The sequence below is a fragment of the Nocardia sp. NBC_01009 genome, assembly GCF_045208035.1.
Lineage (GTDB): Bacteria > Actinomycetota > Actinomycetes > Mycobacteriales > Mycobacteriaceae > Nocardia.
This window is the reverse complement of sequence record NZ_CP108695.1, coordinates 7,813,814-7,839,055: the sequence shown is the minus strand read 5'-3', so window position 1 is coordinate 7,839,055 and position 25,242 is coordinate 7,813,814. Positions and strand designations below refer to the sequence as shown.

20 protein-coding genes and 1 pseudogene are annotated in these 25,242 nt (G+C 66.1%); 12 read left to right on the top strand and 9 right to left on the bottom strand.

Translation table 11 applies throughout. The features are described from left to right. Positions 1–9: 9 nt before the first annotated feature. From nirD to OHA42_RS35420, 3 genes are read left to right on the top strand one after another with little or no spacing between them, the layout of a single operon-like run. Positions 10–423 carry a nitrite reductase small subunit NirD gene (gene nirD / locus OHA42_RS35430; protein WP_328405260.1) on the top strand — a complete coding sequence of 138 codons (414 nt, stop codon included), beginning with the start codon at positions 10–12 and terminating at the stop codon, positions 421–423. Continuing rightward, the gene (locus OHA42_RS35425) at positions 420–1,643 is read left to right on the top strand and encodes a uroporphyrinogen-III synthase (protein ID WP_328405258.1); all 1,224 of its coding nucleotides are present in this window, start codon (positions 420–422) and stop codon (positions 1,641–1,643) included. Before nirD ends, OHA42_RS35425 begins: the two co-directional genes overlap by 4 nt. Further along, a complete protein-coding gene (locus OHA42_RS35420; RefSeq protein WP_406232459.1) occupies positions 1,640–2,410 on the top strand; it encodes a sirohydrochlorin chelatase in 771 nt (256 codons plus the stop codon). Before OHA42_RS35425 ends, OHA42_RS35420 begins: the two co-directional genes overlap by 4 nt. Positions 2,411–2,638: 228 nt before the next feature. On the opposite strand, the gene OHA42_RS35415 is transcribed toward OHA42_RS35420, so the two are convergent. Then, positions 2,639–3,598 (bottom strand): GlxA family transcriptional regulator, encoded by a 960-nt coding sequence (locus tag OHA42_RS35415; protein WP_406232457.1) that lies wholly within the window; start codon positions 3,596–3,598, stop codon positions 2,639–2,641. Between the two features lie 141 nt (positions 3,599–3,739). Between OHA42_RS35415 and OHA42_RS35410 the strand changes: the two genes are divergently transcribed. From OHA42_RS35410 to OHA42_RS35390, 5 genes and pseudogenes are all read left to right on the top strand, one after another. Continuing rightward, entirely contained in the window at positions 3,740–4,645 is a 906-nt protein-coding gene (locus OHA42_RS35410) for a saccharopine dehydrogenase NADP-binding domain-containing protein (RefSeq protein WP_406232456.1), read from the top strand. 150 nt (positions 4,646–4,795) lie between these two features. Then, entirely contained in the window at positions 4,796–5,623 is an 828-nt protein-coding gene (locus tag OHA42_RS35405; RefSeq protein WP_406232455.1) for an AMP-binding protein, read from the top strand. Positions 5,624–6,026: 403 nt separating this feature from the next. Beyond that, the gene (locus OHA42_RS35400; protein WP_406232454.1) at positions 6,027–7,004 is read left to right on the top strand and encodes an alpha/beta hydrolase; all 978 of its coding nucleotides are present in this window, start codon (positions 6,027–6,029) and stop codon (positions 7,002–7,004) included. 160 nt (positions 7,005–7,164) lie between these two features. After that, positions 7,165–8,307 (top strand): RNA-guided endonuclease InsQ/TnpB family protein, encoded by a 1,143-nt coding sequence (locus OHA42_RS35395; protein ID WP_406239821.1) that lies wholly within the window; start codon positions 7,165–7,167, stop codon positions 8,305–8,307. Positions 8,308–8,412: 105 nt separating this feature from the next. Beyond that, positions 8,413–8,729 (top strand): annotated as a pseudogene (locus tag OHA42_RS35390) (TfoX/Sxy family protein). A gap of 9 nt (positions 8,730–8,738) precedes the next feature. Here OHA42_RS35390 and OHA42_RS35385 read toward each other — a convergent pair. Beyond that, positions 8,739–10,442 (bottom strand): metallophosphoesterase family protein, encoded by a 1,704-nt coding sequence (locus tag OHA42_RS35385; RefSeq protein ID WP_406232453.1) that lies wholly within the window; start codon positions 10,440–10,442, stop codon positions 8,739–8,741. A gap of 206 nt (positions 10,443–10,648) precedes the next feature. Here OHA42_RS35385 and OHA42_RS35380 point away from each other — a divergent pair, with 206 nt between their 5' ends. Both OHA42_RS35380 and OHA42_RS35375 read left to right on the top strand, forming a co-directional pair. Next, complete coding sequence (locus OHA42_RS35380) at positions 10,649–11,095, top strand: cupin domain-containing protein (protein WP_406232452.1); 447 nt, start codon at positions 10,649–10,651, stop codon at positions 11,093–11,095. 118 nt (positions 11,096–11,213) lie between these two features. Continuing rightward, complete coding sequence (locus OHA42_RS35375) at positions 11,214–11,663, top strand: VOC family protein (RefSeq protein WP_406232451.1); 450 nt, start codon at positions 11,214–11,216, stop codon at positions 11,661–11,663. 98 nt (positions 11,664–11,761) lie between these two features. Here OHA42_RS35375 and narI read toward each other — a convergent pair whose 3' ends face one another. The 4 genes from narI to OHA42_RS35355 are packed head-to-tail and all read right to left on the bottom strand — an operon-like array spanning position 11,762 to position 18,624. Then, the gene (gene narI, locus OHA42_RS35370) at positions 11,762–12,502 is read right to left on the bottom strand and encodes a respiratory nitrate reductase subunit gamma (protein ID WP_406232450.1); all 741 of its coding nucleotides are present in this window, start codon (positions 12,500–12,502) and stop codon (positions 11,762–11,764) included. Beyond that, entirely contained in the window at positions 12,499–13,179 is a 681-nt protein-coding gene (gene narJ / locus OHA42_RS35365) for a nitrate reductase molybdenum cofactor assembly chaperone (protein ID WP_406232448.1), read from the bottom strand. Before narJ ends, narI begins: the two co-directional genes overlap by 4 nt. Beyond that, positions 13,176–14,867 carry a nitrate reductase subunit beta gene (gene narH / locus OHA42_RS35360; protein ID WP_406232447.1) on the bottom strand — a complete coding sequence of 564 codons (1,692 nt, stop codon included), beginning with the start codon at positions 14,865–14,867 and terminating at the stop codon, positions 13,176–13,178. The genes narJ and narH overlap by 4 nt, the downstream gene beginning before the upstream one ends. Position 14,868: 1 nt before the next feature. Further along, positions 14,869–18,624 (bottom strand): nitrate reductase subunit alpha, encoded by a 3,756-nt coding sequence (locus OHA42_RS35355; protein ID WP_406232445.1) that lies wholly within the window; start codon positions 18,622–18,624, stop codon positions 14,869–14,871. A gap of 1,040 nt (positions 18,625–19,664) precedes the next feature. Between OHA42_RS35355 and OHA42_RS35350 the strand changes: the two genes are divergently transcribed. Continuing rightward, a complete protein-coding gene (locus OHA42_RS35350) occupies positions 19,665–20,486 on the top strand; it encodes a helix-turn-helix transcriptional regulator (protein WP_406232442.1) in 822 nt (273 codons plus the stop codon). Between the two features lie 721 nt (positions 20,487–21,207). Then, positions 21,208–22,155 (top strand): hypothetical protein, encoded by a 948-nt coding sequence (locus tag OHA42_RS35345; protein WP_406232440.1) that lies wholly within the window; start codon positions 21,208–21,210, stop codon positions 22,153–22,155. 71 nt (positions 22,156–22,226) lie between these two features. On the opposite strand, the gene mtnC is transcribed toward OHA42_RS35345, so the two are convergent. The 3 genes from mtnC to mtnA are packed head-to-tail and all read right to left on the bottom strand — an operon-like array spanning position 22,227 to position 25,137. Further along, entirely contained in the window at positions 22,227–22,910 is a 684-nt protein-coding gene (mtnC, locus tag OHA42_RS35340; RefSeq protein WP_328405226.1) for an acireductone synthase, read from the bottom strand. After that, a complete protein-coding gene (locus OHA42_RS35335; RefSeq protein WP_406232438.1) occupies positions 22,907–23,482 on the bottom strand; it encodes a 1,2-dihydroxy-3-keto-5-methylthiopentene dioxygenase in 576 nt (191 codons plus the stop codon). The genes mtnC and OHA42_RS35335 overlap by 4 nt, the downstream gene beginning before the upstream one ends. Continuing rightward, positions 23,479–25,137 carry an S-methyl-5-thioribose-1-phosphate isomerase gene (gene mtnA, locus OHA42_RS35330; RefSeq protein WP_406232436.1) on the bottom strand — a complete coding sequence of 553 codons (1,659 nt, stop codon included), beginning with the start codon at positions 25,135–25,137 and terminating at the stop codon, positions 23,479–23,481. The genes OHA42_RS35335 and mtnA overlap by 4 nt, the downstream gene beginning before the upstream one ends. Positions 25,138–25,242: the final 105 nt, after the last annotated feature.

The window sequence follows — 25,242 nt, the reverse complement described above, 5'->3', positions numbered from 1 at the left end:
ATGACACCGATGACCGTGATCGATACCCCCGGCATTACCTCAGCAGCCATCACCGGTTGGACGCAGGCCTGCCGGCTCGACTACCTGATTCCCGGCCGCGGCGTTGCGGTGTTGCTGAAAGGTGGCCGGCAGGCCGCCCTGTTCCTGCTATCGGACGGCACGCTCTATGCCGTGGGCAATATCGATCCGATCGGTCGAGCGGCCGTGATGTCGCGCGGGATCGTCGGTGATCGCGGCGGTATCCCCGTCGTGGCCTCACCGCTGCTGAAGCAGGCGTTCTCGTTGCTCGACGGGCATTGCCTCGACGACGATTCGGCAGCACTACCGGTGTACGCGGTGCGGGTCTACGACGGCATCGTTTCGATTTCCAACGAGCCGGTTGCCACCGAGCTCGACTCCTCCGCGGACGGTGGATCGGCATGACAACAATCGATGCGGGCGCCTGCCTGGCCGGATTCACGGTCGGCATCACGGCGGCCAGGCGAGCAGACGAGTTCGCCACGCTGCTGGTTCGACGAGGCGCCGGTGTCGTCTCTGCCCCGGCCATTCGGATCATTCCACTCGCCGACGACACCGAATTGGAGCGGGTGACCCGCCTGCTCGTCGAGGATCCGCCACAGATCGCGGTGGCCACCACCGGAATCGGCTTCCGCGGCTGGATGGAGGCGGCCGAGGGCTGGGGGATCGCCGAAGATCTGCGCACCACATTGGCTTCGGTCCGGATGCTCGCGCGCGGACCGAAGGCCAAGGGGGCCATCCGTGCCGCGGAACTGCGCGAGGAATGGTCGCCTGCCTCGGAGTCCTCCGCCGAGGTGCTCGACCATCTGCTCGCCGAGGGCGTCGAAGGCGTGCGGATCGCAGTCCAATTGCACGGCGCCACCACCGAATGGGAGCCGGTTCCCGACTTCTGTGAGGTATTGCGATGTGCGGGAGCGGATGTCGTTCCGGTTCCGGTGTATCGCTGGATCCCGCCGGAGGATCAAGGGCCGATGGACAACCTGATCGAGGCCATCGTTACCGGAAGCCTGGACTGCGTGACCTTCACCAGTGCGCCGGCCGTGGCGTCACTATTGATGCGCGCCAAGGAAACCGGGCTGATCGAGGGGGTGCTGCACGCGTTTCGCGGTCGGGTGCTGCCTGCCTGCGTCGGGCCGATCACGGCGGCGCCGCTCGAGGAACTCGGCGTGCCGACCACGATGCCGGGCCGGGCCCGGCTGGGTGCGCTGGCCAGGCATGTCGCCGAGGAGCTGCCGCGACGCGCGAATCGAATCTATGCGGCAGGGCACACGATCAGTGTGCGCGGCGCCTGTGTCGTCGTCGACGGATCAGTACGGCAGCTGGCGCCCGCGCCGATGGCGTTGATGCGGTCGCTTGCTCGGCAGCCCGGTCGGGTCGTGTCCCGCGAGGACCTGCTCGCGGCGCTGCCCGGCGGCGGTGACGACACGCATGCCGTGGAAACCGCGATCGCCAGGCTGCGTGCCGGGCTCGGCACGCCGAAAGCGATCCAGACCGTGGTCAAACGAGGCTATCGGCTGGCGCTGGACGCCGTTGACTGCACCGACAACTATCCCCGCCCGGAGCCATCCGGTATCGCAACACCGGCGCGGGCGCCGCGATACGCACAGATCGCGGGGAGCTGGTGACGGCTCCGGCCCTGGTTCTGGTGGCGCACGGCACCAGGAGCACCAAGGGCGTGCAGATGATCGCCGCGCTGGCCGAGGCGGTGACGCGGGAACTCGGCGCCGCGGTTTCGGGGCGCGACGCCGATTCTCCCGCTTCGGATTCCGAGCGGCCCCAGGTGCGTACCGCATTCGTCGATGTGCTCGGCCCTTCGCCGTCGGAGGTCCTGCGTGACCTGACCGATGCCGCAGGCGAAGCCGCTGCGGCCGTAGTGGTTCCGGCCTTCCTGGCCTCCGGGTACCACGTGTATCAAGATGTGCCGCGGGAAGTCTCGGAGAGCGGCCACCCCGCCGTCGCAGTCACTCCGGCCATGGGCCCGGACCCGGCACTGGCCCGGATCATGGCCATGCGCCTGCGCGCAGCAGGTTGGCGTCCCGGTGATGCGGTGGCCTTCGCCGCCGCGGGATCCTCCGATGCGAGGGCGCGCCAGGATGTCCGGCGTGCCGCGGCGATGCTCGCCGAGCACCTCGGCGCACCGGTCCGTATCGGCTACGTCGCGACCGGAGCGCCGCGTGTTCCGGAAGTGGTTGCTGCACTGCGTGACTCGGGTGCTCAACGAGTCTTCATTGCCTCCTACCTGCTGGCGCACGGCCTGTTCCAGCAGCGGCTGCACGACGCGGGAGCCGACGGCGTCGCCGAGCCGATCGGCGTCCATCCGGCTGTCGTCCGCCTCATCGCCAACCGCTATCGCACTGCCGCACACGAATTGGTCCGCGTCCGCGCGCGCTGAACGCGCGGTTCGGTCGCTGTCGTCACCTCGGCGCGATTGCCTACCGACGGCGGTATCAGCGCGCTCCGACTCCTGTTCCACCAGAAGGTCGGACTGTCCGGAATCCGCCTATCGGAACTCTGCTCGTCAGCGCGGGCACGACCTCGGGAATGGATGATAACGTCCTGCCTGGTGGTCTTCCGTGCGATCGTCGGTCCTCGGAATTCGCCGCACGAGGGCCGGCCGTCTTCACGCGGACCGGCGCGGGGTCCTGGTGAACGAGGCCCGGTAGGCGGTCGGCGGTACACCGACGTGGCGGATCATGTGCTGACGCAGCGATTCCGCGGAGCCGATGCCGCTGTGCCGCGCCACCTGATCCATCGGCAGCGTGGTGGATTCGAGCAGTTCCCGGGCCCGCTGGATGCGTTGGTGCAGTAGCCATTTCTGTGGGCTGAGTCCGGTCTCCTCGTGGAAGCGGCGGGTGAGGGTGCGCACGCTGGTGCGGGCGTGGCCGGCCAGTTCGTCGAGGGACAGGGGAGTGTCGAGGCGTTCCATGGCCCAGTTGCGGGTGGCGGCCAGGGAAAGGCCGTTCTCGGGCGGCAGTGGGGCGTCGACGAATTGGGCCTGGCCACCGGGGCGAACCGGTGTCACGACGGCGGCGCGGGCGGCCGCGTTGGCGATGGTCGCGCCGTAGTCGCAGCGAATCAGGTGTAGGCACAGGTCGATTCCGGCGGCAGCGCCCGCGGCGGTGGTGAGCGGTCCATCCTCGATGAACAGGGCGTCGCTGCGGACGGTCACGTCCGGGAACATCGTGGCCAGCTCGTCGGCGAGTCCCCAATGGGTGGTTGCGGTGCGGCCCGCGAGCAGGCCTGCCTGGGCGAGCACGAAAGCGCCGCTGCAGATGGAAGTGACGCGTTTGCCCTGTTCCACAGCGCGCCGCAACGCCGCCACAGTGGCTTCGTCGGCCGTGCCGCGACTACCTGTGCTCGGCACGATGACCGTGTCCGCCTCGTCGATGGCATCCAAGCCGCGCGTCACCACGACATCGAAACCACCGAGGGTGGCCCGCACCACGCCGGGCTCGGCGGTGCACACCACTATCCGGTACCCGGGTTCGCCGTCCGCGGTCACCGCACCGAGCAGTGTTTCGGGCATAGCGAGGTCGAAGGCTTTCACTGGCGCTACGGCGACAACTGCCACAGTCTTCATGGCCTGATCCTTGGGATAGGTGGCTATTGGGCCACTAGCCTACCTCCCGCGCTGCGGGCACAGTTGATCACACGCGCTCGGCAACCGGCGTCCACTCCTCCGGCGATCGCGTGAATCAACTTGTCCAAGAAGGGAACTCGCATGTCAACGCATGTCATTGTCGGCAGTGGCGGAACCGCATCGGCAACCGCGGTCCGGCTGGCCGAGTCCGGCGACCAGGTACGGGTGGTCAGCCGCAGCGGGACGGGCCCGGAGCATCCGAATATCGAACGGATCGCGCTCGACGCCGGTGACACAGCCGCCCTCGCCGCACTGGCGAAGGGCGCCGACACTGTGTTCAACCTGGCCATGCCCGCGTATCACACGTGGCCGCAGGCGGTGCCGCCCTTGTTCGGGTCCATCCAGTCGGCCGCGGAGCAGTCCGGAGCGAACTATGTGATGCTCGGCAACATGTACGGCTACGGCCCGTCGGACAGCGTCGTCACCGACGACGCACCGCTCGCGGCTACCGGGCCCAAGGGTCGGGTGCGCGCGCAGATGTGGCGGGAAGCGAAGGCCGCACACGATGCGGGCAGGCTGCGCGCGACCGAGGTGCGGGCCGGGCAGTTCCTCGGCGCGGGCGCGCTGTCGCTGTTCTCGATCGTGGTGCAGCCGAAAGTCCTTGCCGGACAGCTTGCACTGGTGCCTCAGGAACTCGACCTACCGCATGCCTACACCGCGATCGGCGACGCCGCGGCCGCGCTGGTCGCGGTGGCCCGGGACGATCGGGCGTGGGGCAGGGCCTGGCTGGCGCCGACCATCACATCCACGGTGCGTCAGGTCGCCGAGCGGTTCGCTGCTGCGGCAGGCGCGCCTGCGCCGCACCTGTCGGTGATGACGGATCGGGAATTGACGCTGCTCGGCAATACCGACCCGTTCTGGAGCGAGTTGTTCGAGACCTACCACATGTCGCACCGGAAGTTCACCGTCGACGATTCGGCGATCCGGAACACCTTCGGCGTCACCGCCAGCGATCTCGATGACGTACTCGCGGAGGCGGTTCCATAATCGGCATCCGGCTCCGTCCGACGGTTCCGGCGTAGCTCCATCCAGCGCGACATCCGGACAGCGTGGAATGTCGGCACCTCCCTGGCGGATGCCGTAGGTTTGCCCGGACATTCTTCAGCAGCATACTTTCCGAAATAGCGGGGAGGCGTTGTGACAGGAGTCGGCGACGACACCGTGCCGGAGGCTCGGCGAAGCGGCGTGCGCGCCGACCTCGCGCAGACCGGGTTGGTATCGGAACTGCTGCGGGCGGGGACCGTTCCCGACGCGGTCGCTCGACGTGCTGGCGAGCGCAGCATGACCTACCGGGAGTTGGACGAGGCATCCTCGCGCTGGGCGCGGGAACTGATGGCAGAGGGGGCGGGGCCCGGGGAGTTCGTCGTGGTCGCGGTGCCGCGCTCCCCGGAATCCGTGCTGGCACTGTGGGCCGTGGCCAAGACAGGTGCCTGCTTCGTGCCGGTCGACCCGACCGAGCCTGCCTGCCGCATCGCCGCGGTGATCGCGGATTCCGGGGCACGCCAAGGACTCACGATCGACGCGGTAAGACCGAGCCTGCCCTGTTCCGGTGAATTCACACATCGCGGCGGCGTCGACTTCGCTGCCGGTGATGCGGCCCGATCCGGCTCGGGCGATATACCACGGCGCAGTGCTGATGATGCGGCACACTGTGATGCCGCCATGGCACGTGACGACGGAGCAGACCACAGCGGTCGGCACCGCATCCATTGGCTGGCGCTCGACGATCCCCGCGCGGTCGGGCGGGCCGCAAGGAGGGCGGGTTCCCCGGTGGGCAATGCCGATCGGGCGCGTGCGCTCCGGCCGGGTCATCCCGCCTATCTGATCTACACCTCCGGCGCTACTGGAACGCCGAAAGGTGTTGTCGTCACACATCGCGACCTCGGACCGCTGACCGACCACATCATCGATCACTATGGTGTGCACCAGGAGTCCGCTGTCTTCCCCGCATCGGGGTTCACCTGATGGTGCGTGGCGGTTCGGACCCGTCCATGGTCCACCCAGAGTGTCGGCCGGGAGCGGAGCGGGAGGGCAAGCACCATGATCGGTCCGATCCTGCGCTCGGCACCTCGAGCGTGTCGCCGAACCTGCCGGCGCCATCAGCGGTGGACCGTGACAGCACCCGATTCTGCTTCGACGAGATGATGAACAGCGACTTCCCGTTCCTCGTCGCCGAGAGTGGCTGTACACCTACCTGTCGCACATCGCCCCGGATTTGCCCTGCAAGCCGCGCTGGCCGATTGCTGAATGGATGCTGCGCGCGGACCTCGCCCCCGCCGGCGGCACCGACATGCGGGTGCATTCGACAGGAGAACACGCACGCCGAATGTCCGAGCCTCCAGTGTTCCGATGCGCAAGAATCCAAGACATGTACCGGCTGCTGCGATGCCTGGTTTCTCTCCTTGCCCTTTCGGCGGCGATAGCCCCAGCTACGGTGGCTGCGGCCGACCCGGAAGACTCCAGCATCCTCGATGTGCGCCCGCTCGGTGGACGGCAACTCGAGGTGGTGGTCCATTCGGCGGCGATGAATCGTCCGATCACGCTGTGGATGTCGCATCCGGGTCCTGGCGCGCCTGCTCTGTATTTGCTCAATGCCGTGGACGGCGGCGAAGAGGGCGGCCCGTGGACGCGCCGCACCGATGTCGCGGACTTCTTCGCGGACAAGAACGTCAACGTGATCCTCCCGATGAGCGGGCGGGCCAGCTACTACACCGACTGGCTGCGCGACGATCCCGCGCTCGGCCGCAATCAGTGGACCACCTTCCTGACCAGGGAGCTGCCCCCGCTGCTCGAGTCGCGCTTCGGGATGACCGGGCGCAATGCCGTTGCGGGACTGTCGATGTCTGCGACGTCCGCACTGAACCTCGCGATCGGCGCACCCGGCTTCTATCAGGCCGTCGGCGCTTACAGCGGCTGTCCGCGCACCAGTGACCCGGCGGCGAATGCCTATGTCCACGCCTCGCTCGCGCCGTTCGGCGCGAATGCCGACAACATGTGGGGCGCACCCGACAACCCGGCGTGGGCCGAGCACGACCCGATGGTGCAGACCGAGCGCCTGCGCGGCGTCGCCCTCTACGTTTCGTCCGGCGACGGCGCACCCGGCACGCACGAGACCCTCGGTGACCCTGGCATCGACGGCAATCCCGTCCGGCTGGCGGACCGCATGCTCGTCGGTGGCGTCATGGAAACCATCATCGGCGGCTGCACCCGTCCCTTCACCGACCGCCTCGCCGCGCTCGGTATCCCCGCCATCGTGAATCTGCGTCCCGGCACGCACGCCTGGAACTACTGGCAAGACGACCTGCACGCGTCCTGGCCGATGTTCGCCGCGGCCATCGGCGCATAACCGCAGACGAGCGGGGTCACCGCGCCGGAAGCGATGCCGCGAACCTGTCGGTGCCCGGGGCGATAATGTGACCGGCGAACGTAGCGCGCAGGCTCCGGGCTTCAAGCTGGTGATAGCGCATCAACTCGCTGTGACAGGGAAGCATGTTATTCTGTCAGATATGGATTCGAGGGTGGTGAAGCGGGCGTACAAGTACCGTTTTTATCCCACATCCGAACAGGCGCAACAGCTTTCGCAGACTTTCGGATGTGTCCGCTATGTGTACAACCGGGCATTAGCGGAGCGGTCCCGCGCATGGACGACGGAGCAGCGCCGAGTCTCACACGCCGAGACAGACAAGATGCTGACAGCCTGGAAACGCGATCCGGAAACCGTGTGGCTCGCCGATCCGTCGAAAGGGCCGCTGCAAGCGTCGTTACGGAATCTTCAGGGCGCGTTCGACAAGTTTTGGCGCAAGCAAACCCGCTATCCGACGTTCAAGAAACGCGGAAAGTCGAAGGATTCCGCCACCTACTACTCGAACTGCTTCACCTTCCGCGACGGCCGATTGAAGCTGGCGAAGCAGTCAGAGCCAATCTGTATCCGTTGGTCACGGCCGCTGCCGGAAGGTGCGGAACCGTCGCAGGTCACGGTGTCGCGGAACGCTCACGGCCAGTATTACGTGTCGATTCTGGTGGAAGACGCCGTCGTTGCCCATCCTCCGACAGATTCGACGGTCGGTCTGGACGCCGGGATCACGACCTTGTTCACATTGTCTACCGGCGAGAAGATCACCAATCCGCGGCACGAGAAACACGACCGGGTGAGGCTGGCGAAGGCGCAGCGGAATCTGTCGCGGAAGCAGAAAGGCTCAGCAAATCGAGCCAAGGCACGGCTGAAAGTCGCCAAGATCTACGGCCGTATCGCCGACCGCCGCAGGGATCATCTGCACAAGCTCACAACTCGACTGATCAACGAAAACCAAGTGATCTGTATCGAGGACTTGAGTGTGCGGAACATGGTCCGAAACCGCAGTCTTGCCCGCGCCATCTCCGATGCCAGTTGGTCGGAGATGCGGTCGATGCTGGAATACAAAGCAAACTGGTATGGCCGGACGGTAGTCCCTATCGACCGCTTCTACCCGTCGAGCAAGCAGTGCTCGGCGTGTGGGGTGCTTGTGCGGAAGATGGCACTGAACATCCGGGAGTGGACTTGCCCGTGTGGCGCTGTTCATGACCGCGATGTGAACGCCGCCAAGAACATACGCGCCGTGGGGCTCACGGTGCTCGCCTGTGGAGATGGAGTGAGACCGCCTCGCTCCTGAAGCGAGGAGGCATCCGTCGATGAAACAGGAACCCCTCGCCGCGAGGCAGGGAATCTCCCCCATTCATGGGGGAGAGGAAGTCAACCATGGCATACGACGTGGGAACTGGCCGACCGGATCCGGGAGCTCATCGAACCCGGACCTGATCTGACCGAGAAGAAGATGTTCGGCGGTCTGGCTTCCTGATCGGCGGCAATATGGCGGCGGCGGCCAGCAGGCAGGGCCGGCTGCTGGTGAGGGTCGATCCCGAGCAATCCGACGAACTGCTCGCCAACGACTTCGTCGAGACGATGGTGATGGGCGGCCGGTCGATGCGCGGCTGGCTGCGGGTCACCGACGAAGCGCTGGCGAGCGACGAGGCGCTGTACGAGTGGGTGGAACGCAGTGTCGACTACGCCCGCTCGTTGCCCGCGAAGAAGTGATGCCTCGAGCTATGGCCTGGCCAGCCGCCGGAAGGTGACCCGGTCGAATTCACGACCGTATTCGTCCACGGCGACCACCTCCATTTCGCTGGCGAAGACGCCGGGCCGAACGTCGACGCGCAGGAACGAGTAGTTGCGGAAGCGGACCCGCGACCACGGAGCCGATTCGTCCTGCTTGTCGCCGCCGGGCGTCCACACGTAGCTGTTGGGCACGGTGGTATCCGGCAACTCGTTGCCGCGGAACGATTCTCGGGAGCCGGGCTGGAAGTCGTAGCGGGGCCGTCCACCACCGCCGACGGTGTAGTAGACGGTGCCGTCGGTCTCCGGATAGACCAGGGAGTTATCGCCTGCGACCTTTGTCGCCGCGCCTGCGCGAATCGGGTCGGTCCGTTCGTAGACATGGTTGTGGCCCTGCAGCACCAGATCCACCTGATACCGGTCGAACAGCCCGGTCCAGGCGTCGCGGACGCCGCCGTCGCTGGCGTGCGCTTCGGTGGTCGAGTAGGCACAGTGGTGGAAGAAGCAGACGATGAAGTCGATGTCCGGGTTCGCGCGGTAGCCCGCGAGGGTGCGTTCGACCCAGCTGGTCTGCGCTCCACCGGAATACCCGGTGTTCGCTCGAATCTCATAGGAAACGTCGTTGGCGTCGAGCGAGAGCACGGCGACATTGCCGTAGGTGAACGAGTACGCCGACGGGCACCCGGCCGGTCCGTTGCCGGGGAAATCCAGGCGCGCCAGATGTCCGGCGTAGCCGTGGCTCCCGTAGGTCGCTTCCATGTCGTGGTTGCCGGTGGCGAACAGCCACGGTGTCCGAGCGGCGCTGAGCTCGATGGCGCCGAAGTAGACATCCCACACATACGGATTGAACTTGTCGAACCCGCTCGGTAGTTGTGCGTCGTGGGCTACGAACTGATTCGGCTTGCCGGCGCCCGAGGGATCCGCGTAGGCGATGTCTCCGGCGAGGATATGGAAATCGGGTGCGGCGGCGGCGATTTGGCGCAGCACATTGGACGCGTGCGGCACTGTCGGGTCGTTGTCCGGTTTGTAGTACTTGTCGTCGTAATCGCCCGCAGCGACACCCAGCGGCTGTCCCGGAGTCTCGTCGGTGCCCTGGTCGCCCATCATGGTGAAGCGGAACGGCACGATCGCGGCGCGTGCGGTGGGCATCGCAGGGGCCGCGGCCTGGATGTCGCCGAGGAACCCGTCCGAGGTCCGCCACCGGTAGAAGTGCGGCAGTCGCCCCGCCAGCCCGTCCACCGGCGCGTGCACATAGAACTGTTCTGCAGCGAGCACCCCGCCGTCGCTCGAGGGCACCTGGGTGAGCAGATTGCGGACCTCCGCCTCGACAGTCCCGCCGAGCGCAGGCGTCGGCCCGTGGTCCAGAAAGACCTTCGCGCCCGCGGGCGAACGGGACAGTTGGCCGGAGAACCGGAGTTGACTCGCCGCATCTGCCCCGTATCCGATGTGCCGCCCGCCGACCGCGAGCTGTGCGCCTTCGGCATAGGCCCGCTTACCGAACGGGGAGGCGCCGACCGCCGCGCCCGCTGCGGCGGCGGCCGCACCGCGCAGGACATTGCGCCGGGAAACCGCGTGGCGGCGTAGGAACGCCCGATGCCACTCGTGCTGCTCGGCCATCGTCATATGGGCGGCCGAGCCGGCTGGTATTCCGGTGTCCGGAACATCACCCGCGGGGTTCAAGGAATTCGACGGCATGGCATCCGATGCTGTACGTCCGTAGCGCGTCCAGCAACTCGACACCGGCAAGCCGTACACGAATAGTGGGTGAACTCGCACACCGTGAGCTAGCCGGTTACGGCATATCGGACAATCGGTGCAAATTGGCCGAATGCTTCAGTGGCCGAGGAACTCTCGGCGGTCGGCTCTTCCCCATGGCGGGTGCGGATGATTAGGCTGCCGCGATGACGCCATTCATTCGTGCAGGCATAGCGGTGCTGATGCTGGGCGGTTCCTCCTTGGGCGCGGCCACCGCGCACGCCACTCCGGGGTCGGATATCACGGCGGTCACCTTGGCTCAAACCCAGATACCGGCCGGGCTGCTGCCTTTCGTCGCCGGAACGGACCTCGTCGTCCGCGAAATCACCATCGGCCCAGGCGGTTCCACCGGGTGGCATTACCATGACGGCCCGGTCTTCGCCTTCGTTCGCTCCGGCACCCTGACCCACCCCGGCCCGGATTGTGTCGCGCCCGTGTACCGCACGGGCGAGTTCATCTACGAACCTGCCGGCTCATGGAATGTCCATATCGGGCGGAACCTGGGCACCGAACCGCTGGTCCTCGATGCGGTCTATGCCCCACCCACCGGCAAACCTCTCTTCCAGGACGCGGACGCCCCGCCCTGCGCCTGACCCGCACCGAGTGCCCGCGGAAAGAATCTCGAGAAATCTCCCCGACATACGTCGAAGCGCGGCAGGCGGCTCCGACCGAAGGGTGACAGCAAGTCAGCCATCGAGTAAGGAGCCCACCATGACCGTCACCACCTTCTTCTGGTTCGACAGCCAGGCCGAGGAAGCCGCCACCCGTTACACCGAGATCGTGCCGAACTCCCGCGTCGTCGAGGTGACCCGCCACCCGGACGGTTCGGCTTTCATCGTCGCCATCGAACTCGACGGCCAGTCCTACACCCTGATGAACGGCGGTCCGGGGCACCCGCTCACCGACGCCGCGTCGGTGCAGCTCATTGTCGACACCCAGGCCGAGGTCGATCGTCTGTGGGAAGCGTTGGTCGAGGGCGGCGAGCCGGGGCCGTGCGGTTGGCTCACCGATCGCTACGGCCTGTCCTGGCAGGTGGCCCCCGCCGCGCTCGCCAAGATGATGGGCGCCGACCCCGCCAAGACCGCAGCCGTCGCCACCGCACTGCGCAGCATGTCCAAGATCGACTTGCAGACGCTTCAGGACGCCTACGACCAGGCCTGAGCCCCGGATAGGGCCGTCCACGACAGGGGCAGCCCCGCCCCTCCGAGGTGGAAGGACGGGGCTATCGGGCATCGGGTGAGAGGACCCGAACTCAGGGGTCAGCGCCAGTGTTCCGGCGTGACGGGGGCATCCCACGCGCGGGCATAGCGGCGCTTGTCGGGGGCATTGGATTCTTTACTGCGGTAGACGATGTAGGGACGGGTGAGGTAGCCGACGGGGGCGCTGAACATGTGGACCAGGCGGGTGTAGGGCCAGATCCCGATGAGTGTCAGCACGACAAGGCCGTGGACTTGGAAGGTCCAGGGGGTGTCGACCATCAGCTCGGGCCGAGGGTGGAGCGTGAAAAGGCTACGGAACCAGGGGGAGACGGTTTCGCGGTAGTTGTAGGTGCCCCACAGCAGGTTGCTGCCCCAGGTGTTGAGCAGGCCGGTGACGAGAGCTGCGGTCAGCAGCACATACGTGAGCTGGTCGTTGCGGGTGGTTGCCTTGCGGACGGCGGGCACGGTGACGCGGCGGTAGAGCAGGATGCCGACGCCGAGTAGCACCGCGAGTCCGGCGACAGATCCCGCCGATACCGCGACCACGTGGTAGGTGTGCTCGGAGATGCCGACGGCCGCGGTCCAGGACTCCGGTATCAGCACACCGAGCACATGCCCGCCGATCACGCCGAGCATGCCGAAGTGGAACAGCGGGCTGCCCAGTCGCAGCAGACGACTCTCATAGATCTGCGATGACCTTGTGGTCCAACCGAATTGGTCGTTGCGATAGCGCCACAGATGCCCGAGCAGGAACGAGGTGAACGCCACATAGGGCAGCGTCACCCAGAAGGTGGTCGTCATCGGCGGCCTCCTGATCCGTCGAACAGCGCGGGGTCCATGGCAAAGGTGTCGAGCCCGACCTCTTCCTCCGGTGGGCCCTGCGCGGCCAGTTCGGCAATGCGCCGCCGGTCCGCGGTGGTCAGCGGCGGCAGGGTGGCCACCACGGCGGCCAGCACGCCGGCATACGGGGACCCGTTGTCGGCCAGCGACAGTCGTAGCAGTTCGATGACCGGCACGTGCTCGCCGAGCAGGCGTTCGCCGCCGATCGGGTCGACGGTCGCCGCGAACTCCAGTAGCACCGGCAGATGGTCGGGCAATTCCTCGTCGCCGACCTCGACGCCCGCATGCCGGTAGGCGTGCTTGAACCGCAGTAGCGCCATCCCGCGCTTGCGGGTGTCGCCATAGGCGTAGAACGTCAGGTGCATGCTCGACCTGCGGCGCATATCGAAGGTCTCGACGTACTTCTTCGCCAGCTCGAGCTGCGCGACGCTGCGCAGATGGGCCAGGAAGTCCAGCAGGTGCGGGCGCACCTCGACGGGCAATTGTGCTGCGGCGTCGGATATCTGGTCGACCTCGGCCAGCAACTGCTCGCCGGGGTAGTCGAGCAGCAGTGCGGCGATGCGCCACACCAGGCGGCGATCCCGCTCGGGCATCGGGACGACCGGTTCGGGTCGCCGGCGTACCTTCAGCAGACTCATCGCTGTGCTCCGGTCGGCGTGGTGGCCGAAGCATCACTCGCCGCGCCGTTCGTGCCATGGCCGTTGGTGCCATGGCCGTTGCCATTGGCGGCGTTCGCAGCGGGAAGCAATCCCTCGGTATTGCGCCCGTCCCAGTTCAGGAGGTTGATGCGATTCGACTTCTCCTCCGGCGCAGCGCCATTGGTGTCGGTGAGATGGAACTTCTCGACCATCGTGTCGAATGCTGTCATACCGGGCCCGCCGTCGGTGTCCAGGCTGCAGCCGGTGGCGAGAGAGTCCAACTCGTGCGCCTGGGTCCCCGCACCGGTCGGAATCACATAGCGGTGTTCGTATTTCGCGATGGCGAGCAGCCGGTACATCGCCTCGATCTCCTCCGGCTCCAGTCGCACCGACGGTGCGATCGAAGGATCCGGTTCCACCCCGAGATTCACTGAGCGCATGAAAGACCGCATCGCCGCGAGCCGTTGGAGCGCGGCGCGCACCGGCCCGACCTCACCGGCGGTGAAAAGCTCGGCGAGGTAGTCGATCGGGATGCGCAGTGCGTCGATGGCGCCGAACAGGTTCGAGGCGTTCTCGCCGTCGTGACCCGTCTCCGACAGCACATCCACCACCGGCGACAGCGGTGGCACGTACCAAACCATCGGCATGGTCCGGTATTCCGGGTGCAGCGGAAGCGCGATCTGGTAGTCGACGATCAGCTTGTACACCGGCGAGTTCTGTGCGGCATCGATCCATTCCGGTGAGATCCCGGCGCGTTCGGCCTCGGCGACCACTCGGGGATCGTGCGGATTGAGGAAAACACCCAGCTGCGAAGGATAGAGATCCTTGGTGTCGGTGACCGACGCGGCCGCGAGCACGGCGTCGGCGTCGTACAACATCACGCCGATGTAGCGCAGCCGCCCGACGCAGGTTTCCGAACACACCGTCGGCATGCCGACTTCCACGCGCGGGTAGCAGAAGGTGCACTTCTCGGCTTTGCCGGTCTTGTGGTTGAAGTAGATCTTCTTGTACGGGCAGCCGGTGACGCACTGCCGCCACCCTCGACACTTGTCCTGATCGACCAGCACGATGCCGTCTTCGGAGCGCTTGTAGATCGCGCCCGAGGGACACGAGGCGACGCACGACGGGTTGAGGCAGTGCTCGCAGATCCGCGGCAGATAGAACATGAAGGTCTGCTCGAACTCCAGCTTCACCTGATCCGACAGCCGCGCGAGCAGTGGATCCTTGCCGACCTGCTCCGGGCCGCCGCCGAGGTCGTCATCCCAGTTCGCGCCCCAGGTGATGTCGGTGTTCTTCCCGGTGATCAGTGATTTCGGCTGGGCAACCGGCGTGGTGTCCATGGCCGGAGCCGACAGCAGGTTGTCGTAGTCGTAGCTCCACGGCTCGTAGTAATCGGTCACCGTCGGCAAGTCCGGATTGGCGAAGATGTTCAGCAGCCGCTTCATCCGGGAGCCGGATTTCAGGGTCAGAATGCCGCGCCTGCTGAGTTCCCAGCCGCCCTTCCACTTCTCCTGGTCCTGGTACTGCCGTGGATAGCCTTGTCCTGGGCGGGTTTCCACATTGTTGAACCACATGTATTCGGTGCCACCACGATTGGTCCATGCCTGCTTACAGGTGACGCTGCAGGTGTGGCAGCCGATGCACTTGTCGAGGTTCATCACCATGGCCATCTGTGCCATCACGCGCATATCAGTACTCCACTTCCTGTGAGCGGCGACGGATCGTCGTCACTTCGTCGCGCTGATTTCCGGTGGGGCCGTGGTAGTTCAGCGCGAAGGATTGCTGCGCGTAACCGCCGATGAGGTGTGAGGGCTTGATCATGATGCGGGTGAGCGCGTTGTGGATGCCGCCGCGCTTGCCGCGCGCATCGTTGACCTCGGAGCTCGTTTCGATGCGTGGCACACCCACCGCCCGGTCCTGGGCGTGATACATGAACACGGTGCCTTCCGGCATCCGATGGCTGACGATCGCGCGTGCGACGACGATACCGTTGCGATTGACGGCTTCGATCCAATCATTGTCGGCCACACCGATTTTCGCGGCGTCCTTCTCCGACATCCAGATCGATTGGCCGCCGCGGGAGAGCGTCAGCATGTGCAGGTTGTCCTGGTATGCCGAGTGGATCGACCACTTCGAATGCGGCGTGAGATACCGGACCGTCACACCGCCCGCGTCGACCTCGCCCACATCCGGCTCGCTGAACAAGGCCGTCATGTCCAAGGGCGGTCGGAAGATCGGGAGTTGCTCACCGAGTTCGACCATCCAGTCGTGGTCGAGATAGAAGTGTTGGCGCCCGGTGAGGGTGTGCCATGGCTTGAGCCGCTCGGTGTTGATGGTGAACGGCGAGTACCGCCGCCCGCCGGTTTCGCTGCCCGACCACTCCGGCGAGGTGATGACCGGCACCGGCCGGGCCTGGGTGTCGGCGAAGGTGATTCGCTTGCCCTCGTGCTCCGCGGCCAGATCGGCCAGCTCTGTTCCGGTGCGCCGCTCCAGCGCCTGGAAACCTTCGACCGCGAGCCTGCCGTTGGTGGTGCCGGACAACGCGAGGATCGTCTCCGCGGCGTGCGTATCCTTCGCCAGCGACGGGCGACCCTGCGCCACACCGGAAACCACGGTGCCGTTCACACCGGCGAGGTAGGCGACCTCTTCGTCAGGGTGGGTGGTGACACCCTTGGTCGTCAGACCGAGTGTTTCGACGAGCGGTCCGAGTGCGGCCATTTTCTCCGCGATCTTCGAGTAGTCCCGCTCCACCACCACGATCTTCGGCATGGTCTTGCCCGGAATCGGCTCACACTCACCGGCTTTCCAGTCCAGCACCCGGCCGCCGACCTGCGCGAGCGCATCGGGTGAATCGTGCTGCAGCGGCACCGCGACGATGTCCTTGCGCGTGCCGAGATGCTTTTCGGCCATCCAGGAGAAGCCGCGCGCGATCCGGTGGAAGGCATCGAAATCGGTCTTGGCCTCCCACGGCGGGGAGATGGCGGGGGAGAACGCGTGCACAAAGGGGTGCATGTCGGTCGAGGACAGGTCGTGCTTCTCGTACCAGGTCGCGGCGGGCAACACGATATCGGAAAACAGGGTGGTGCTTGTCATCCGGAAGTCGAGGGAGAGTAGGAGATCGAGCTTCCCGGTCGGTGCGTTCTCCCGCCAGACCAGCTCTTGCGGCCGCACGCCGGTGTCGTCGGTGGTCTGCAGGTTGGAGTCCGCGCCGAGCAGATGCCGGTGGAAGTATTCGTTGCCCTTACCCGAGGATCCGAGCAGGTTGGCGCGCCATACGGTCAGGCAGCGCGGGAAGTTCTCCGGCGCATCGGGATCTTCGCAGGCGAAACGCAGCGCGCCCGATTTGAGGCTGTCCACCACATGGTCGGGGGCGCTCTTGCCCGCCGCGTCGGCCTCGTCGGCAAGGTCGAGCGGATTACGGTCGAAGGTCGGGTAGCTCGGCATCCAACCGAGTCGGCTTGCCAGCGCGATATTGTCGGCGGCGGTCCGTCCCGCGAAGGCGCCGCTGCCCAACGGGGAGGCGAAGGCCTGTGCGGTGAACGGGTCGTAGCGCCACTGGTCGTTGCTCAGGTACCAGAACACCGTGCCCTGCATCTGCCGTGGCGGGCGCTGCCAGTCCAGGCCGAAAGCCAAAGTCGCCCATCCGGTTACCGGGCGGCACTTCTCCTGGCCCACATAGTGCGCCCAGCCGCCGCCGTTGACGCCCTGACATCCGGTGAGCAGGGTCAGCGTGAAGAAGGCGCGGTAGATCTGATCGGAGTGGAACCAGTGGTTGGTGCCGGCCCCCATCAGGATCATCGAGCGGCCGCCGGATTTGTCGGCGTTGTCGGCGAATTCGCGGGCGATCCGCTCGGCCTGTGCGGCGGGAACACCGGTGATCGTCTCCTGCCAGGCCGGGGTATACGGCTGGGAGGCGTCGCTGTAGCCGGTCGGCCACTCACCGGGCAGTCCGTCCCGGCCGACGCCGTACTGCGCCAACAGCAGATCGAAGACCGTGGTGACGCGCCTGCCACCGATCAGCGTGGTCGGCACGCCACGCACCAGCACACCCGGGGTGTCGGAATCGAAGCGCGGCAGCCGCACCGTGACCGACTTCTGGTCCGGTCTGCCATGCAGCGTCAACAGCGGATCGACACCTTCGAGGTCGAGGTTCCACTTGCCCGTATCGCTCGCGCTGAAGCGGTGGCCCAGAGAACCATTGGGCACCACGGGTTTTCCCGCCTCGTCCAGCAGCACCGGCTTGTGCTCCACACCCTCGCCGGTCCGGCCGAGGTCGGCGGCGGTGAGGAACTTGCCGGGTACTGCCCCGTCGTGGTGATAGACGCCGTCGGCATCCCAGCCCTCCGGGTCGTCCACGCACACCAAGAACGGCAAGTCGGTGTAGCGCTTGATGTAGTCCAGGAACCGCGGCGTGCCGCGATCGACAAAGAACTCCTTCAGGATGACGTGCCCCATCGACATGGCGAGGGCCGCGTCGGTCCCCGGCCGCGCAGGCACCCATTCGTCGGCGAACTTGGTGTTGTCGGCATAGTCGGGGGACACCACAACGACCTTCTGCCCGCGATAGCGGGCTTCGGTCATGTAATGCGCGTCCGGCGTTCGGGTGACCGGCACATTCGAGCCCCACATGATCAGGTAGCCCGCATCGAACCAGTCGGCTGATTCCGGAACATCCGTCTGGTCGCCGAACACCTGCGGCGAGGCCACCGGAAGGTCGGCGTACCAGTCGTAGAACGACAGCATCGAGCCGCCGAGTAGGGAGATGAACCGGGCGCCGACAGCATGGCTGACCATGGACATGGCGGGGATAGGTGAGAAGCCCGCCACGCGGTCCGGACCGTAGCGTTTGATGGTGTGCACGTGCGCGGCAGCGGCGATCTCCGCGGCCTCCCACCACTCGGCGCGCACGAAACCGCCTTTGCCGCGAGCGGACTTGTAGCGCTCGGCCTTGACCGGGTCCTCGACGATATCGGCCCAGGCCAGCACCGGATCTTTACAGCGTTCCTTGGCTTCCCGATACATCTCCAACAGCACACCGCGCACATACGGGTAGCGCACTCGCGCCGGGGAGTAGGTGTACCAGGAGAACGAGGCGCCGCGCGGACAGCCGCGTGGCTCATACTCGGGCTTGTCCGAACCGACCGAGGGATAGTCGGTCTGCTGGGACTCCCAGGTGATCACGCCGTCCTTGACGTAGATCTTCCATGAGCACGACCCGGTGCAGTTGACTCCGTGCGTGGAGCGCACGACCTTATCGTGTGACCACCGATCTCGGTAGAACTCGTCGGCGCTGCGCCCGCCGACCTGATGCAGGCTGCGTTGATCGGCGGAGGCCTCACCGCGCCGAAAGTATTTGCCCAATCGAAGGAGCGCATCGCCGGCATCGGGCGATGGCCGATCGGCCGAATCGGAGGGCGCGGAGCCCCGAGTGCGTGAATTAACCACGACGCCCCCTTCGAGCTGTGAAATCGGGCTGATGCTCCGACTGTAAGGAGGTCGGGTGGCGCGTCAAAATGATTCTCTCACAACGCGCGCGTGTGCTCGGTGAGCTGTGAGGTCGCGGCAATATGACGGTCACCGTGCGGTAGCGGCGAATCGCTGCTGACGTGCATTCGACCAGCGTCGATGCGGTCTGACCGGCTGAAATACCGCTAGAGGCAAGTGTTTCGGGGGCTTGCCGGTGAAGCTTTGGAAACCGCTCGTTATTGTTTGCTTTACATTTGTTAACACGTTCTCGCCGGGTGCCGTGGCTGATTTGTCGTGCCCTGCGGTCCTGCGGATATGACGTGCCGAGCGATTATTGCAACCGCCGCGCTGTGTCGCTGTGTATTTGCCGATAATTTCGGCGGCCGACATGCCGCGGATTATTCCTTCGTGCGTGTAGAGGTTCGAGGCTGCGATCGAATCGGCCGCGGGTGGCGGTGCCTGCGTGGCGGTGTGTGCTGTCACCGATCGCCACCGTCGAGACGTCGGAGGATCCGGCCACCGCGCCGGCGGCGGCCGAGTGTGGCCTGGCTTCGATGGGCTGTCCTTCTCGAAGCGCGTCGGGATTCGGTCGCCGCGATCACGACAGTCGAACGTCCAGAACACCGCGGCGGCCGGATCGGCACGGCCGTCGCGTGGCGCAGATATCGTGGCCTGCAACCATTCGGCGATTCCGGCCTGCCGGGTGATCGTAGAGATGTCTTGGCGCCGGCCGGGCTGCCGATGTGGGCCTCGATAGTCTCGAATGTTGGTGGCCGCGAGCTGGATTCGACCTCGAATAGATTTCTGCAGCGTTGCTATTCGGCGGCGTGTGCTTCGAATATAAAGAACGAATATCGTTTAATATTGACTCCCATGGGCGCGGGCTCACATCGTCGACGATGGAGTCATGACCAACCCATTGTGTGCGCGCTTCGGACGGCGCGAACTGTTCAGCTTGCCTCTCGTGTAGATGTACCCAACTCGTTGATACGACTACAGCTTCGTAGGAGTGGATTGCTGTGCTAAGCAAGTCGACCGATGCCGGCGAAGGGAATCAAGTGCGGCCCCCAACCTTCGGGGGGCTGCTGCGTCGACTGCGTGACGATCGGCGCATATCCCGGGAAAAGCTGGCATTCGCTGCGGGGGTCAGCTCCAGCTACGTCACCCATCTCGAAGGCGGCGATCGCGATCACCCGACCAAGGCGGTAGTGACCTCACTGATCGCCTATCTGGATCGGATAAGCCCGTTGGCAGATGCCGAGCGTAGACATCTTTTCGACCTGGCGGGGCTGGCCGAAGAAACGTTTCCCGGCGTGCCACAGTTGCGCGCCGAGATCAGTGACGACATGCGCAACGGACTGCGACTGCATGAGCCGAATGCCGCCAGCTACCTGGATACCCGGTGGAACATTCTGTCCTGTAATGACGCCTACGACGCCACTTTTCCTGGGTTGGTCGAGGACGCCAATATCTTGCGCTGGTTTTTCGGCAACGAGTTGTCCAAGCGGGTCATGGTCGATTGGCGGCGCGAGGCCGCGCTCACGGTGGACTGGCTGCGCGGCCTCATCGGCCAATCGGGCGACACCGCATGGTCTGCCGAACTGCTCGACGAACTCGGCAAGTATCCGGAATTCCGAACCATGTGGGCCGCGGGCCGCACCATCTACGGCAGAGACCAGCCGATGCATGTCCGTGACCTCGACACCGACGAGTGCTACAGCCTCGATGTCCAGATGTTCCGGGTGGACTCCGGTAATTATCCGGGCAAGGTCCAATTCTTTCTCGGCATCCGCACATCGTGCCCCGCGACCGTGCCCACCACGGAATCGTTCGGTTCGTAGCAAGCACGGCGCATGAGCAAGGCGATCACCCGCTCGCCAGCGGGTGATCCACCGCGTCCACGCGGCCGGGTCCGGACCGCCGATCAGCTGCGGCGCCAGGGTCTCGTGATCGGCGCAAGGGGGTCCTGACCGCACCAGGCGTCGAAGAAAGTACGGCGCCGCGTAACCACCCTGACTCATCCCGCCGATAACGGCCTTTTCGACACCGAGCGCATTCAATACCGAAAGTGCGTCGGCTGCTGGGTCCCAATAAGTGAACGGATCGTCGCGGTGCTCTTGTTCCGCCGTGGCCGCACGCATCCACGTCACCACATTGATTCCCACGGCGGTCAAGTTTTTCAGTAAGGATCGAACATGGATTCGTCTATGGGAAATCCGTGGGCGAGCAGCAGGACAGGTCCGTGGGCCCGGCTCGACTGGAAATGAACTGTCACCGAGCCAGATTGAACGTAGGGCATGGCGGCGACGTTACCGCCCAAAGGCCGCCGACCACGGTAATGCCCACCGGATGCGCTACACACTGGTGTGTTGCGTCCGGTCGGAGTTTCACTGGCCGGTGTAAGTACATCACAGGGTTTGCTCGATGTTATCGATTTTCAGGACAAGCCGTGTCGGAGCGTATTTGATCCGCTTATCGGGAAATTCGCGAAGTTGGTGACGACCTCGCGAGAATCCGGCCGATGAGGACAGGTTGCGCGCACATTGCGGGAGTGAGTGTTTCATGGCGAATGACATCCAACTGGTGCCCCACATCACGCTGGCCGCGGCCGCGGACTGCTCGAACGGCACCTTCGCGGTATGCGGTGACGAGGGCCGAGCGCTCTGGTACGGCCCCTTTCTCGATACCGATCTCGATCATCCGCACGGTGACCGCCGTGCCGGAGCAATGGCCGCCGCCGCCCGCGCGGTCTGGTTGGCGGGCCGGGCCCGCGCCGACGCGGGCCACGACGAAGCGACCCTGCACCTGACCATCACCGAACCCGACGTGGATGCCATCACCCTGGCGTGCACCGCGTCGATGTCGGGACTGGCGCTGGATGTGGTGGTAGCCGAGGACAATCCGGCGCTGGACTGGTGCCTGGCCTTCGGCAGGCTGGACTGGAACCCGGGTGCGCTGGTCAGCCTGGTCGAGGACGCCCGCCCGGGTGGGCTCGAGCTGTGCGCTCTGCGTTCGGTCATCGCGAACCCACCACTCGATACCGACTCGAAGGAGACAGTTCCTATGATTCGCAGTTCGCGCGCTACCACCTCGATGGCCGACAACTCGGCGATCGACCCCGGTGTAGAGCTGCGCTCCGCGCTGGAAGCGCTGCTGCTGCACGACGCCGTCGGATTGGATGCCAGGATGCGGCACGCGATTGCCGCGGTCGTCCATCTCGCCGTCGATACCCCGCACGGTCCGCCGGAGGATGCCGAGGAATTCCTCGGCAGGCTCGACGCGGCCTGGCTGCTCGCCGCATGGGCGAGACACGACACCGAGATGTCGCTCATCGCAACACTGGCCGCCGGCGATGTACCCGCCATGTCCTGGTGCGAACTCATGTTCACCACCGCACTGGCGCCCTGGTCGACCAGTCCCATCGCGGTCCATGCACGCCGTATCTTCGCTTCCGTCCAGCACAGCCACCTGGGCGCGGTGCGCAGCCAGATCGGTATCTCCGGAGCTTGAGCACTCGGACCGGCCACAGCTGAGAACGACTCGGCGCAGGGGTGGAGTGACTCGGCGCAGCTGGAGCTGATTCAGCGCAGCTGGACTTCGGCGAACGAGTCGATCCAACGGTGCGGTGGTCGCGGCGGATTCGGTTCGCCGGGGCGGTGGACGCCGATCGCCGACCAACCCGCCGCGACGGCGGCATCGAGTTCATCCGGATGGTCGGACAGGAACAGGACCCGCTCGGCGGGCGTGCCGATGGCGCCCGCGATCTTCTCGTAGGACGAGGATTCCCGCTTCGGCCCCGCGGTGGACAGATCGAAATAGCCGCCGATCAGCGAGGCGAGTTCGCCACCGCGGGCGAAAGCGAACCAATCCTGCTGGTTGCGTACCGATCCCGACGAATACACATAGAGGTCGAGCCCGGCTGCCCGCCATGCGGCGAGCGCGGGCGCGACGTCGGGAAAGAACTCGCCGTGCAGGGCGCCGGAGCGGAAGCCTTCGTGACAGATCAGCCCCTGGGCGGCCTTGAGCGGCTCGGCCTTGACATCCGAGCCGAGCCAGTCGCGCAGGATCGCGGCCACCTCGGCCTCGTCGGCGTCGGGGCGTTCGGCAAGTGCCCTGGTCGCCGCGACGATGGGGACGGCAGCATCCATCCGGTTTTCGGCAAGCCACTCGGGGAGCCTGGCCCTGGTGTAGCCGTACAGATCCTCGCGCACCGAGCTGGTCGGGCTGGTGGTGCCTTCGATATCGACGACGACCGCGGCGATCACGGCGCGGCGAGCAGCTGGTCGAGGGTCGGGAAACCTTCGCTGATGCGGTCACCGGTGAAATCGCCGACCCAGCCGTCTTCTTCCTCGAAGAAACGGATAGCGATGAAATCGGGGCGGGTGCCCATATCGAACCAGTGCAGGGTTCCGGCCGGGACCGAGAGCAGGTCGCCGCCCTCGCAGACGACGGCCAGCACCGCATCATCGAGGTGCAGGTAGAAGCACCCGCGGCCGCCTGCGAAGAAGCGCACCTCGTCCTCGGCATGCCGGTGTTCGTTGAGGAACTTCTCGCGGGCGCCCTTCGCGATCTGCGGCCATTCGGGGTTCGCGTCGTCGGGGTGGATGCGCGCGATATCGATGTGGCGGTAGCAGCCGGAGGCATTGAGCTCGGCGACCCGGTCGGCGTACTCGGCCAGCAGCGCGTCCGAGGCGGTGTCGGCGGCATTGTCCACCACCGGCCAGCGGTCGAAAGTGATTCCGCGGTCGGCCAATTGCGCGGCGATCACCGCGTCGTCGGTGGTCCGCAGCAGTACCTTGTCGGCATCGTCGGCGGCCATCACCTGCAAAAGCGTCATCTCAGTCCTATCTCGAGGATCTCGTCATGTAAGCCGACCTGCCGCCGCCCAGTCCGCAGCACCAGTTCGCACAGCGCCTCGAGGCATTCGGCGCGGTCGCGTGCCTGGGACAGAGTGTCCCCCCAGGTGGTGATGCCGTGGCCGGCGATGCCCAATACCGGCGGTGCGGTCGGGTTCTCGGACAGGTACCGCTCGATGTCGGCGCCGATGCGCGCGACATCGGGCCAGTTGGGGAACACCGGGATGTCGATGGCCGCCGGGTCGGCGCTGCCGAGTCCCTTGATGAGTTCGAAGTCGGTGATGCGCAGGATGGTCGGGTCATCGGGAGAACTGGTCTGCGTCGAGAGGGTCGTCGCGTACGGCGGATGGATGTGCACGACCGCGGCCGCATCGGTCGTCCGATACACCGCGGTGTGAATGGTGGTCTCCGCCGACGGTTTCCGCTGCTGCGGAGCTACCGGAGTCGAATCCAGCACGCGGACGGTCACCATGTCGCGCTCGGACAGTTCACCTTTGGCGAGGCCGCTGCCGGTGATCACCGCGGTCTCCGCGGTGCGTACCGAGATATTGCCCGCCGTGCCCGGCATCCAGCCGCGGTGGTAGAGCTCGCGCGCGATGTCGGCGATCTCGCGGCCCGGATGGTGTTCAGGGACAGCAGATCCCGCACGATGGACGACGCCCAGTTCGGTGACCACGGCGGTCACGAGGTCGGCCGGCGTGACATCGAAGGCCGGGTTGAAGACCTCGGTGCCCGCGGGAGCTGTTGAGACACTGCCGAATCCGGTGACCTCGGCAGGGGCGCGCTGTTCCACGACGATGTCGCGCCCGGTCGCCATATTTGGGTCACGGGTGGACTCGGGGGCGACGACGACGAACGGGATGCCGTGATGGCGGGCCGCCAGCGCCAGGGCATAGGTCCCGATCTTGTTCGCGACGTCCCCGTTGAGCGTGACGCGGTCGGCGCCGACCAGTACACAGTCGACCTGACCGGTGGCCATCGCCCAGGCCGCCGCGGAGTCGATGGTGAGTCGGTGCGGGATGCCCGCCTCGGCGAGCTCCCAGGTCGTCAGCCGTGCACCCTGCAGCAGCGGGCGGGTCTCATCGACCAGGACGTTCTCGATCGCGCCGCGCTCCGACAGCACCCGAATCGTGCCGATTGCAGTGCCGAAGGCGCTCGTCGCGAGCCTGCCGGTGTTGCAGTGGGTCAGCACGCGCAGCGGACGACCAGGGCAGAGCTCCTGCACGAGGTCGGCGGCATTCGTTGCGGCGGCGTGGTTGACGCGCCCGTCCTCGGCCAGGATCGCCAGCGTCTCCGCGAGCACCGCGTCCACGCCGAGCGGCACCTGAGCCTTGACTCGCCGCACCGCCCATGCCAGGTTCACCGCGGTGGGCCTGGTGGCCACGATGCGCTCGGCCTCCGCTTCGACCCGCGCCACATCGACGACACCGTTCGCGGTGTTCGCGGCGGTGGCGATGACCACCCCGAACGCCCCCGCGATGCCGATGGCCGGTGCGCCGCGGATGGCGAGCCCCCGGATGGCGTCGACGATGTCCTCGACCGTCGTGAGCCGCAACTTCCGCACCTCGTGCGGCAGCCCGCGCTGGTCGATGGTGACCAGCGCACCGTCGTCCCAGATGAGGGAACTGTCGTCCATCAGGTGCGTCCTTCTCGTCGTGAAGAGGGCCGTTGTGCCTGGTAAACGGTATCCGACCGGGCCCGATGTCCGAAATTCGGCTCGGCTGTGCGCGGGTGGCCGTGG

What these genes read in the sequence shown, in the direction of transcription:
- OHA42_RS35380 (WP_406232452.1), top strand. Translation starts at nt 10,649, where the DNA reads ATGACGCCATTCATTCGTGCAGGCATAGCGGTGCTGATGCTGGGCGGT.
- OHA42_RS35415 (WP_406232457.1), bottom strand. Translation starts at nt 3,598, where the DNA reads ATGAAGACTGTGGCAGTTGTCGCCGTAGCGCCAGTGAAAGCCTTCGAC.
- mtnA (WP_406232436.1), bottom strand. Translation starts at nt 25,137, where the DNA reads ATGGACGACAGTTCCCTCATCTGGGACGACGGTGCGCTGGTCACCATC.
- nirD (WP_328405260.1), top strand. Translation starts at nt 10, where the DNA reads ATGACCGTGATCGATACCCCCGGCATTACCTCAGCAGCCATCACCGGT.
- OHA42_RS35425 (WP_328405258.1), top strand. Translation starts at nt 420, where the DNA reads ATGACAACAATCGATGCGGGCGCCTGCCTGGCCGGATTCACGGTCGGC.
- OHA42_RS35385 (WP_406232453.1), bottom strand. Translation starts at nt 10,442, where the DNA reads ATGCCGTCGAATTCCTTGAACCCCGCGGGTGATGTTCCGGACACCGGA.
- narI (WP_406232450.1), bottom strand. Translation starts at nt 12,502, where the DNA reads ATGACGACCACCTTCTGGGTGACGCTGCCCTATGTGGCGTTCACCTCG.
- OHA42_RS35395 (WP_406239821.1), top strand. Translation starts at nt 7,165, where the DNA reads ATGGATTCGAGGGTGGTGAAGCGGGCGTACAAGTACCGTTTTTATCCC.
- OHA42_RS35410 (WP_406232456.1), top strand. Translation starts at nt 3,740, where the DNA reads ATGTCAACGCATGTCATTGTCGGCAGTGGCGGAACCGCATCGGCAACC.
- OHA42_RS35345 (WP_406232440.1), top strand. Translation starts at nt 21,208, where the DNA reads ATGGCGAATGACATCCAACTGGTGCCCCACATCACGCTGGCCGCGGCC.
- narJ (WP_406232448.1), bottom strand. Translation starts at nt 13,179, where the DNA reads ATGAGTCTGCTGAAGGTACGCCGGCGACCCGAACCGGTCGTCCCGATG.
- OHA42_RS35375 (WP_406232451.1), top strand. Translation starts at nt 11,214, where the DNA reads ATGACCGTCACCACCTTCTTCTGGTTCGACAGCCAGGCCGAGGAAGCC.
- OHA42_RS35335 (WP_406232438.1), bottom strand. Translation starts at nt 23,482, where the DNA reads ATGACGCTTTTGCAGGTGATGGCCGCCGACGATGCCGACAAGGTACTG.
- narH (WP_406232447.1), bottom strand. Translation starts at nt 14,867, where the DNA reads ATGCGCGTGATGGCACAGATGGCCATGGTGATGAACCTCGACAAGTGC.
- OHA42_RS35400 (WP_406232454.1), top strand. Translation starts at nt 6,027, where the DNA reads ATGTACCGGCTGCTGCGATGCCTGGTTTCTCTCCTTGCCCTTTCGGCG.